General features: G+C 76.4%; 11 protein-coding genes and 1 riboswitch. Of the genes, 8 read left to right on the plus strand and 3 right to left on the minus strand.

Annotation, left to right across the window (positions count from 1 at the left end):
• The 5 genes from ACME2J_RS21225 to ACME2J_RS21245 all read left to right on the plus strand — a co-directional run.
• Positions 1-1,107 (plus strand): aminotransferase class I/II-fold pyridoxal phosphate-dependent enzyme (locus ACME2J_RS21225; RefSeq protein WP_495546945.1); only part of this gene is annotated, 1,107 nt, incomplete at its 5' end.
• A complete protein-coding gene (gene cbiE, locus ACME2J_RS21230; protein ID WP_495546946.1) occupies positions 1,104-2,318 on the plus strand; it encodes a precorrin-6y C5,15-methyltransferase (decarboxylating) subunit CbiE in 1,215 nt (404 codons plus the stop codon). The genes ACME2J_RS21225 and cbiE, both read left to right, overlap by 4 nt.
• A complete protein-coding gene (gene cobM / locus ACME2J_RS21235; RefSeq protein WP_495546947.1) occupies positions 2,315-3,070 on the plus strand; it encodes a precorrin-4 C(11)-methyltransferase in 756 nt (251 codons plus the stop codon). Before cbiE ends, cobM begins: the two co-directional genes overlap by 4 nt.
• Positions 3,067-3,831 (plus strand): precorrin-6A synthase (deacetylating), encoded by a 765-nt coding sequence (gene cobF, locus ACME2J_RS21240; RefSeq protein WP_495546948.1) that lies wholly within the window; start codon positions 3,067-3,069, stop codon positions 3,829-3,831. Before cobM ends, cobF begins: the two co-directional genes overlap by 4 nt.
• Positions 3,832-3,833: 2 nt before the next feature.
• Positions 3,834-4,577, plus strand: a complete 744-nt coding sequence (locus tag ACME2J_RS21245; RefSeq protein WP_495546955.1) for a cobalt-precorrin-6A reductase — start codon at positions 3,834-3,836, stop codon at positions 4,575-4,577.
• Here ACME2J_RS21245 and ACME2J_RS21250 read toward each other — a convergent pair.
• The 3 genes from ACME2J_RS21250 to ACME2J_RS21260 are packed head-to-tail and all read right to left on the minus strand — an operon-like array spanning position 4,511 to position 7,835.
• Positions 4,511-6,115: a precorrin-2 C(20)-methyltransferase gene (locus tag ACME2J_RS21250; RefSeq protein ID WP_495546949.1), complete on the minus strand. Its 1,605-nt coding sequence runs from the start codon at positions 6,113-6,115 to the stop codon at positions 4,511-4,513. The genes ACME2J_RS21245 and ACME2J_RS21250 overlap by 67 nt on opposite strands.
• Before the next feature lie 5 nt (positions 6,116-6,120).
• Complete coding sequence (locus ACME2J_RS21255; protein WP_495546950.1) at positions 6,121-6,753, minus strand: precorrin-8X methylmutase; 633 nt, start codon at positions 6,751-6,753, stop codon at positions 6,121-6,123.
• Positions 6,750-7,835 (minus strand): ferredoxin-like domain-containing protein, encoded by a 1,086-nt coding sequence (locus ACME2J_RS21260; protein ID WP_495546951.1) that lies wholly within the window; start codon positions 7,833-7,835, stop codon positions 6,750-6,752. Before ACME2J_RS21260 ends, ACME2J_RS21255 begins: the two co-directional genes overlap by 4 nt.
• Positions 7,836-7,851: 16 nt before the next feature.
• A riboswitch (cobalamin riboswitch) is annotated at positions 7,852-8,019 on the minus strand.
• Between the two features lie 30 nt (positions 8,020-8,049).
• Between ACME2J_RS21260 and cobS the strand changes: the two genes are divergently transcribed.
• The 3 genes from cobS to ACME2J_RS21275 all read left to right on the plus strand — a co-directional run bounded on the left by cobS (position 8,050) and on the right by ACME2J_RS21275 (position 9,770).
• A complete protein-coding gene (cobS, locus tag ACME2J_RS21265; RefSeq protein WP_495546952.1) occupies positions 8,050-8,823 on the plus strand; it encodes an adenosylcobinamide-GDP ribazoletransferase in 774 nt (257 codons plus the stop codon).
• A 468-nt stretch (positions 8,824-9,291) separates the two neighbouring features.
• The gene (locus tag ACME2J_RS21270; protein WP_495546953.1) at positions 9,292-9,561 is read left to right on the plus strand and encodes a hypothetical protein; all 270 of its coding nucleotides are present in this window, start codon (positions 9,292-9,294) and stop codon (positions 9,559-9,561) included.
• On the plus strand, positions 9,558-9,770 hold the full coding sequence (locus tag ACME2J_RS21275; RefSeq protein ID WP_495546954.1) for a helix-turn-helix domain-containing protein: 213 nt from the start codon (positions 9,558-9,560) through the stop codon (positions 9,768-9,770). The genes ACME2J_RS21270 and ACME2J_RS21275 overlap by 4 nt, the downstream gene beginning before the upstream one ends.
• Positions 9,771-9,979 lie beyond the last annotated feature (209 nt).

Genomic DNA, 9,979 nt, shown 5'->3' on the forward strand with positions numbered 1-9,979 from the left:
GAGGCGACGAGCACGCTCTCGGCCGCCGCCGACCACGCCGAGCTCGTCGTCGCCGGGCGCCCGCTCGTCCTCGCCCGCCGGTCCGACGCCGACGACGCGCCGGCGGCGCTCCGCGTCCACGGCGACCGCATGGTGCGCGCGGGAGACGCCGATCACGCCGTCAACGTCCTCGCCGGCGGACCGCCGCCGTGGCTGAGCGCCGCGCTCGCCGACGCTCTCGGGACCGTCGCGCGCTACCCCGACGACACCACAGCGCGGGTCGCGCTCGGCGCGCTCCACGGTCGTTCGGCCGACGCCGTCGTCCCGACCAACGGCGCCGCCGAGGCGCTCTGGCTGCTCGGCCCCGCGCTGCGCCCGGACCTCGCCGCGGTCGTCCACCCCGGCTTCACCGAGACCGAGGCGGGCCTGCGGACCCACGGCGTGCCCGTCACCCGCGTCCTGCGCGATCCGGCGCGCGATTTCGCGCTCGACCCCGCCGCGGTCCCGGACGCGGCGGACCTCGTCGTCGTCGGGCACCCCGCCTCGCCGTCGGGGACGCTCGATCCCGTCGGCGCTCTCCTCGCCCTGCGGCGCCCCGGACGCGTCGTCGTCGTCGACGAGGCGTTCATGGACCTCGTCCCCGGCGAGCCGGGCTCGCTCGCGCGGGAGCCGCTCGACGACGTCGTCGTCGTCCGCAGCCTCACGAAGTCGCTCGCGATCCCCGGCGTCCGGGCGGGGTACGCGCTCGCCGAGCCGTCCCTCGCCGACCGCCTGCACGCCGCGCGGCCGCCGTGGTCGGCCAACGCGCTCGCGCTCGCCGCCCTCACCGCGATCGCCCCGCGACCGGACGCGCTCGTCGCTGTGGCGCAGCGCGCCGCGGCCGAGCGCGAGGACCTCGTCGCGCGTCTCGCCGCCCTCCCCGCCGTGCGCACGTGGCCGTCGCACACGAACTTCGTCCTCGCTGAGGTGGCCGACGGGGCCTCGGTCGTCGCGGCGCTGCGCGCACGCCGCATCGCGGTCCGCCCGGCGGGGTCCTTCCCGGGCCTGGGCGAGCAGCACCTGCGCATCACCGCGCGCGACCCGGACAGCAACGCGCGCCTCGCGACCGCGCTCGGTGAGGTCGCGTGACCGCCCCCGTCCACGTCGTCGGCATCGGCGCCGATGGGTGGGACGGCCTCGGCGGCCCCGCCCGTGCCGCGGTCGCCGACGCCCGGCTGCTCATGGGCTCGAGCCGCCAGCTCGCGCTCGTCCCCGACGACGTCGGCGCGGCGCCCCGCCGGTCGTGGCCCTCGCCGTTCCATCGCGCCTACGACGAGCTGCCGGCACTCGCCGACGCGGGCGGGCTCTGCGTCCTCGCCTCCGGCGACCCGATGCTCCACGGCATCGGCGCGACGCTCGTCGCGCGCCTCGGCGCGTCCCGGCTGCGCATCCACCCGCACCCCTCGGCCTTCCAGCTCGCGTGCGCGCGCCTCGGCTGGCCGGCGGCCGACGTCGAGCTCGTGAGCGCGGTCGCCCGTCCCGCCGACGTCCTCGCCGCCGCCCTGCAGCCCGGCCGCCGTCTCGTCGCCTACGTCACCGGGACGCACGGGGCCGCCGAGGTCGCGGCGGTGCTGCGCGACCGCGGCTACGGCCCGAGCACGCTCGTCGTCTGCGAGGAGCTCGGCGGCGCGGGCGAGCGGCTCACGACGACGACCGCCGCCGCCCACGACGGCACGCCCGCCGCACCGCTCCACCTCGTCGCCGTGGAGGTGCGGGCCGCCCCCGGCACGCCGCTCCTCCCCCGCACGCCCGGCCTGCCCGACGACGCCTACGTCCACGACGGGCAGCTCACGAAGCGCGACCTCCGCGCCCTCGCCGTCTGCGCGCTGCGCCCGGCGCCCGGGGCCGTCCTGTGGGACGTCGGCGCGGGGAGCGGCTCGATCGCCGTCGAGTGGCTGCGGGCCGAGCGGTCCGCCGGGGCCGTCGCCGTCGAGCCGCGCGGGGATCGACGCGCCCGCATCGCCGAGAACGGGCGCGCCCTCGGCGTCCCCGACCGCCTCGAAGTCGTCGCCGGACGGGCCCCCGAGGCGCTCGACGGGCTCCGCCCGCCGGACGCGATCTTCGTCGGCGGAGGCGTGAGCGCGCCGGGCGTCCTCGACGCCTGCCACGCCGCACTGCGCCCGGGTGGTCGACTCGTCGCTCACGCGGTGACGCTCGAGGCCGAGGCGGCGCTCGCCTCCGCGCGGGAGCGGCACGGCGGCACGCTCACCCGCATCCAGGTCGCCCGCGCCGAGCCGATCGGCGGCTTCACCGGCTGGCGGCCCGCGATGCCGATCACCCGCTGGGAGGTCCTCACGTGACCGTCTTCTTCGTCGGCGCCGGACCTGGCGCCGCCGATCTCCTCACCCTCCGCGCCGTCGACGTGCTGCGGCGCTGTCCGGTGTGCGTCTACGCCGGCGCCCTCGTGCCCGACGAGGTGCTCGCGCACTGCCCGCCCGATGCCCGTCTCGTCGACAGCCGCGACCTCACCCTCGACGAGATCGAAGGCGTCCTCGTCGACGCGCACGCCGCCGGTGACGACGTCGCCCGACTCCACAGCGGCGACCCGTCGATCTACAGCGCGATCACGGAGCAGATCCGGCGGCTGCGCGACCGCGGCATCCCCTACGCGATCGTGCCCGGCGTCCCCGCGTTCGCCGCCGCGGCCGCCGCGATCGGCCGTGAGCTCACGGTGCCCGGTGTCGCGCAGAGCGTCATCCTCACGCGCCACGCGCGACGCGCGACCGCCCTGCCGCCCGGCGAGGAGCTCGATGGTCTCGCCGCGCACGGCACGACGCTCGTCCTCCACCTCGCCGCCCAGGCGCTCGACGAGATCGCGCCGCGTCTCGTCGCGCACTACGGGCCGCGGTGCCCCGCGTGCGTCGTCGCGCACGCGAGCCGCCCCGAGGAGCAGGTCGTCCACGGCACGCTCGCGACGATCGCCGACGCGACGGCGCGGGCGGGGATCCGCCGGACCGCGACGATCCTCGTCGGCCCCGCGCTCGCGGGCGTCGACGCCGCCGGGGCGTGCGCGAGCCATCTGTACTCGCCCGCGCGCGCGCGCGCGCGATGAGCCGGCTCCTCCTCATCGGGATCGGGCCGGGCGACCCCGACCAGGTGACGGTCCAGGCCGTGCGGGCGCTCGACGCCTTCGACGTCCTCTTCGTCGTGACGAAGGACGGCGCCGACGACCTCGTCGCCCTGCGCCGCGCCGTCGTCGCGCGCCATCGCACCGCGGGCGCGTACCGCACCGTCGAGATCCCCGACCCGCCCCGCCCCTGGAGGACGGCCCCGGACTACCGCGAGGCCGTCGCCCGCTGGCGTGAGGAGCGGGTCGCGCGCTGGGAGGAAGCGCTCGCCGGCGCCCTCGGAGCCGGCCGGACCGGCGCGTTCCTCGTGTGGGGCGACCCGTCGCTCTACGAGAGCACGCTCGCCGTCGTGCGCGCGATCGACGACCGCGGGCGCGTCGCGCTCGACGTCGAGGTCGTCCCGGGCGTGAGCAGCCTCCATGCCCTCACGGCGCGACACGGGGTCGCGCTCAACCGCGTCGGGCGCGCCGTCCGCGTCACGCCCGCCCGTCTCGTCGCGCAGGACGGGCTCCCCGACGCCGACGAGGACGTCGTCGTCATGCTCGACGCGCACCGCGCGCTGAGCGCGCTCCCCCGCGGAGCGCCGCTGCACGTCTACTGGGGCGCCTATCTCGGGACACCCGACGAGATCCTCGTCGCCGGACCGCTCGACGAGGTGCGCGACGAGATCGGCCGTCACCGCGCCGAGGCGCGAGAGCGCAAGGGCTGGATCTTCGACATCGCGCTCCTGCGCCGGACCGCGTGAGCGTGACGGTCCTCGTCCTCGGCGGCACCGCGGAGGCCCGGGCGCTCGCCGGGGCACTGGTCGACCGTCCGGGGATGCGCGTGGTGAGCTCGCTCGCGGGTCGCGTCGCGCGCCCCCGCGTGCCGCCTGGCGAGGTGCGGGTCGGCGGCTTCGGCGGCGTCGACGGGCTCGCCGGCTGGCTGCGCTGCGTGCGCGCCGCCTGCGTCGTCGATGCGACGCACCCGTTCGCCGAGCGCATCGGCGCGAACGCTGCCGCCGCCTGCACGTCCGCCCGCGTCCCTCTCCTGCGGCTCACACGGCCCGGCTGGGATCCGGGCCCCGGCGACGACTGGCACCGGGTCGCCTCGCTCCCGCAGGCGGCGGCGCTCGTGCCGCGGCTCGGTGCGCGCGCCTTCCTCACCACCGGACGCCAGGGTCTCGGCGCGTTCCGCGACGATGCGCGCACCTTCTTCCTCGTGCGGACGGTCGACCCGCCCGACCCCGGCAACCTCCCGCCCCGGCACGCTCTGCTCCTCGACCGCGGGCCGTACACGCGCGCGGGCGAGGGCGCGATCTTCGACGCCCACGCGATCGACGTCGTCGTCACGAAGGACTCGGGCGGCGACCACACGCGGGCGAAGCTCGACGCCGCCCGCGAGCGGCGTCTGCCCGTCGTCGTCGTCGACCGTCCGGCGCGGCCTCACGTGGAGACGGTCGCCGAGGTCGGCGCCGCGGTCGCCTGGGTGCTCGCCCGCGCCGCCGGGTAGGTCCGCGGCGTGTGGACGAGGGTCCGTCCGCCGGGCGCCACCGCCGTCCGCGTCCGCGACGACCCGACGATGAGGAGCGTCCGCATGTCGACCACGCTGGTGTCGAGCGTGCCGAGGGTGACGACGTCGACCGACTCGTCGGGCGCGCCGACCGCGCGCGCGACGACGACCGGAGTCGCGTCGTCGCGATGGCGGCGCACCGCGAGGATCGCGCGATCGAGCTGCTCGCGTCGCGACCGCGACGCCGGGTTGTAGAACGCGAGCGCGAAGTCGGCCGCGGCGGCCGCCTCGACGCGCCGCGCGACGACGTCCCACGGCTTGAGGCGGTCGGACAGCGAGACGACGGCGAAGTCGTGCCCGAGCGGCGCCCCGACGCGGGCGGCCGCCGCCTGCATCGCGGAGAGGCCGGGCACGACGTCGATCTCGACCTCGCCGAGCGCGGTCCCGACCGCGGCCTCCTCCTCCCACGCCTCGAGGACGGCGGCGGCCATCGCGAAGATGCCGGGGTCGCCGGAGGACACGACGACGACGCGCCGGCCTTCGGAGGCGAGCCGCAGGGCGTGACGCGCGCGGTCGACCTCGACGCGGTTGTCGGAGGCGAACCGCTCGAGCCCCGGGCGGTCGGGGACGCGCGCGACGTACGGCGCGTAGCCGACGACCGCGTCGGCCGTCGCGAGCTCGGCCTCGGCCTCGGCGGTCCGCCAGCGGGGCCCGGCGGGCCCGAGACCGACGACGGCGACGCGGCCGCGTGCGTCCGCGCGGGCGGCCGCCGCGTGTGGCCCCTTGCCGCGCAGCCGGTCGTCCGCGGCGGTCGGCACGAGCGCGATCGACATGTACGGCACGCGGCCGGCCTCGACATCGGCGACCGGTGCGATCTCCTCGTCGTGGTGCGAGGCGCGTGTGACGTGGACGGCGCGGTCGAGGACGCCGGCGCCCTCGGCGGCGTCGCGGACGGTCGGGAACGTCCGACCGAGCTTCATGACGACCGCTGCGTCGGCGTCGGCGAGACGGCGCCGCAGCTCGTCCTGGGGGAGCGTCCCCGGCAGGACCGTGAGGACGTCGTCGTGCTTGCACAGCGGGGTACCGGCGGCGGCGCTCGCGGCGCTCACCGACGTCACGCCCGCGACGACCTCCGTCGGGTACCGCGACGCGAGTCGCTCGTGCAGGTACATGTAGGAGCCGTAGAAGAACGGGTCCCCCTCGCACAGGACCGCGACGTCGCGCCCCGCGTCGAGGTGCGCGGCGATCTCGGCGGCGCCCCTGTCGTAGTAGTCGCGCAGGGCGGCGTCGTAGGCTGCGGCGTCCGCGGTGCCTTCGGTCGTCGTCGGGTAGACGAGCGGGACCTCGACGTGGTCCGGGCGCAGGTGCGGCGCGGCCGCCGATCGCGCGACGCCACTGCGGCCCCTCGCGATCGGATAGGCGACGACCGGGACGGACTCGAGGATCCGCAGCGCCTTCAGCGTGAGGAGCTCGGGGTCGCCGGGGCCGACGCCGACGCCGTAGAGGCGTCCGGTCGTCGTGCGCGGTGCGTCGACCATGGCGCTCACTCCTCCTCGCTCGCGAGCGCGTTGACGGCGGCGGCGGCGATCGCGCTGCCGCCCCGTCGCCCGTGGACGACGAGATGCTCGAGGTGCGGAGGACCGTCGACGAGCGCCTCCTTCGACTCGACCGCGCCGATGAAGCCGACGGGGATGCCGATGACGGCGGCGGGCCGCGGGCCGCCCGCGGCGACGTTCTCGAGGAGCCGGAAGAGCGCGGTCGGGGCGTTGCCGAAGACGGCGACCGCGCCGTCGAGCCGGTCGTCCCAGAGGTCGACGGCGGCCGCGGTGCGCGTGTTGCCGATGCGCTGCGCGAGCGCGGGCACGCGCGGGTCGGCGAGGGTGCAGACGACGTCGTTGCCTGCGGGAAGCCGGCGCCGCGTGATGCCCGAGGCGACCATCGTCGTGTCGCAGAGGATCGGCGCGCCGTCGGCGAGCGCCCGCATCGCGGTGGCGCCGAACCCTGGCGAGGCGACGACGTCGGCCGCGAGGTCGACCATGCCGCACGCGTGGATCATCCGCACGACGGTGCGCTCCATGACTGGGTCGAGGCCGGCGAGATCGGCCTCGGCGCGGATCGTCGCGAAGGACCGCCGGTAGATCTCGGCGCCGTCGCGGATGTGATCGACGGCGCTCACGCCATCACCTCCCGGCGGTCCCAGCCGCCGTCCGGGCGGGCGCTCACCCCGATCGCGACGTCGGGCGTCTCCCCGCAGCGCCGCGGGCACGCCGACCAGTGCTCACGACCGGCGCGCCGAGGGGCGTCGGCCCGTTCGCGCGCACGCCGCGTCGCGATCCCGCGGACGTCGGCGAGCGCCTGCGCGCAGGCGCCGACGCCGGCGCACGCGCTCAGCCCCCGCCAGCCCGTGTCGGGGTCCACGACGAGGCCGGTGGCGCGCATCGTGTCCGCGGCGGCGGCCGCCGCGGCGGTGTCGGCGAGGTCGACGGCGACGAGTCCGCGGTCGCGGCTCACGCGGACGTCGAGCTCGTCCGTGGCCTGAGCGAGGGCGTCGAGTGCGTGCGGCGGGACCTCGCCGAGAGGCGCGAGCGCACCGACCGCGAGACGCCCGTCGACCTGGGTGACGCGCCCGACGGGCGGCTCGAGGGCGCCGTGGCGGAGGCGGGGTGGCCGCGGCCGATCCTCGGCCACGTCGGAGCGTCGCCAGGCACCAGGCGTCGCCGCGACCTGGCGCGCGACGGCGAGCGCTTCGTTGATCGCCTCGTCGGTCGGCGCGCGCACGACGACATCGGCTCCGGCATCCTCGACGGCCCCCGACCCATCGTCGACGGCGAAGAGGAAGCGTCCGGAGAGGTGCGCGAGCGCTCCGTCGGCGACGATCGCCTCGGCGAGCCGGTCGAGCAACGCGTCGGCGTCCGGGGCCGTCATGCGGCTCTGCGGCCGGCGACCGACGAGGGCGTCGGCGAGGACGTGGCGGACGCGGTCGTGGCTCGCGGGAGCGAGCAGCCCAGCGGCATCGAGTGTCGCGGCGACGCCGTCGAGGTCCTCGCCGCGGAGCCCGCGGAGCTGGACGTTGGCGCGAGACGTGAGCTCGACTCGCGCGCCGGTGCAACGAGCGATGCCTGCGAGCGCACGCACACCGCGGGCGTCGAGGCGGCCGCCGACGAGGCGGACGCGGACGAGGAGGCCGTCGGCGGCCTCGTGGGGCCGCAGGACGCCGGGACAGCGATCGGCGCTCGCGCGCGCGTCGGGGTGAGACATCGTGCTCCAATCCCTCGTGGACTCTGAAGCGCCGGTGAGTGTCCTGACTCCCGGATCGTCGCGGTCCCCCCGCCTTCCCGGACCGTCGGTCCAGTGGCGTCGTGGGGGGTCGCTCCCCGGTCACAGTGGCGAGGACCGTCCCGGATTCGCACCGGGTTCCTCGACCGTCGCAGCCGCGACTCTATCGCCTGCACCCGTCTGACACAGTCCCCGCGTGGCCGCTCGGATCCTCGGCGACGTGCGGCTCGCCGTCGCGTTCCTCACCCGCCTCCCCGTCGGTCCCCGCTTCCGCCCGGGAGGGCCGGCCCCACCGCCGCTCGACGCCGCAGCGCTCAGCCGCGCCGCCGTCTGGTTCCCCGTCGTCGGCCTGCTCGTCGGCGGCGTCCTGGGCGGCACCCGGCTGCTCGCCGACCTCGCCCTCGACCCGGCCCCCGCGACCCTCCTCGCGCTCCTCGCGGCGATCCTCGTCACCGGCGGCTTCCACGAGGACGGCCTCGCCGACGTCGCCGATGCCGCCGGCGCCCACACGACTCGCGAGCGCCGCCTCGAGATCCTCAAGGACCCCAGGGTGGGCACCTACGGCGCACTGGCAATCGCGTTCATGGTCCTCGTCCCGTTCTCGGTCCTCGTCGGCCTCGACGGCGACGACGTCCTGCGCGCCGCGCTCGTCGCGCACGTCCTCGGTCGCTGGTCGACGCTTCCGCAGTCGGTCATCTGGCGCTCGGCGCGCCAGACCGGCTCCGGTGCCCTCGTCCGTGCGACCCCGATCGGCCTCGCCGCGGCGACCGTCTTCGCGGTCACGGTCGCCGTCGTCGTCGCAGAGCCAGGCCCGGGCCTCCTCGCCGTCGCCGTCGCCGTCGCCGTCACAGGCGGCCTCGGCGCGGGGCTCGCGCGGCTCTTCGGCGGCGTCACCGGCGACTCGTTCGGCGCGGTGAACAAGATCGTCGAGATCACGACGTACCTCGTGCTCGTCTCCGCGTGGAGCTGAGCCACGCCGACCGTCAGGTGCACGGTCCGGCCCCTTCCGCGTGAGGTCGTCTCGCCGTCGTGTCCCGCGGTCCCGCGGCCGTCCGGCCGAGGCCGGCGGAGTCGGCCGGGGTGGGCCCCGCCCACTGGGAGCGCCGTGCAGCGGCGCGCGAGGCGCAGCCTAAAGGCCGGTCGGCTGGTCTCTCGCCCTGCGTGCCGGGCGAGCGCAGCGAGAGGCCGACGCAGGAGGCCGTTCCCGGTTCGCGGGAGCGAGACCGACCGCGTAGCGGGAGGTGTCCGGCAGGACACCTCCCGCAGAAACCGTGGATTTGCGGGTACTTCGGGGTGCGGTTGAAAATCTTGTCGGTGGCAGTTCCGACAGACTTCCGTGGGTCTTCCGTGACTGTTCCGTCGGTTCGACCAGGGCGTGGTCACGTGGCGTGGTCATGCGGTGGGCAACGCTGAGCCCGGTCCGCTCCAAGAAGCGCGTATGGCCGATCTCTTGGATGACTTCGACTTCGATCCCCCCGCGCCCCCGATTCGCCGCGCGCCGCCGTACCCGCTCGACGAGTGGTTCGACGGTCGCATCTGGCGGATCTGGGAGGGCGAGGACTTCGAGGGCGACCGGGTGGTGATGCGCCGGCGTCTCTACCGCTACGCCAAGGAGGCCGGGGCAGCGGTGGTCACCCGCTTCGTCGTCGACGGCGAGCGGCGCGGGATCGTCTTCAGCGCCGAGCAGAGGAGGAAGGTTCGACGATGACCAAGGGGAGCGTGCGGCCGCAGCGCAACCTCACGGCGGCGGACATCATGACCGCCGACGAGGTGGCGCAGCTGCTCACGGTCGCGACGACGACCGTCTACGAGTGGGCGAGGACCGGCACGCTGCCGGCGCTGCGCCGGGGCCGTGTCGTCCGCTTCCGTCGGTGGGAGATCGAGGCGTGGATCGCCGGCGAGCTCGACGCCGCGTGAAGCTCAGGGTCTGCGTGGGGAGTGCGCAGGGCGCTCGGACGCCGTCGGCCCCCGTGCCCTCTACACCTCGATGACGCCTGCCATCGACGTCGGCGGCGGGATGCACAGGCCCTCGGCGCGCAGTCCCTCGAGGTGCAAGGCGACGGCCTCGCGGAGAGGTTGTCCCGTAGCTCGTAGAACTTTGTAGGTGGCGGTCCTCCCGCCTCGTC

It is taken from the genome of Paraconexibacter sp. (assembly GCF_059438195.1).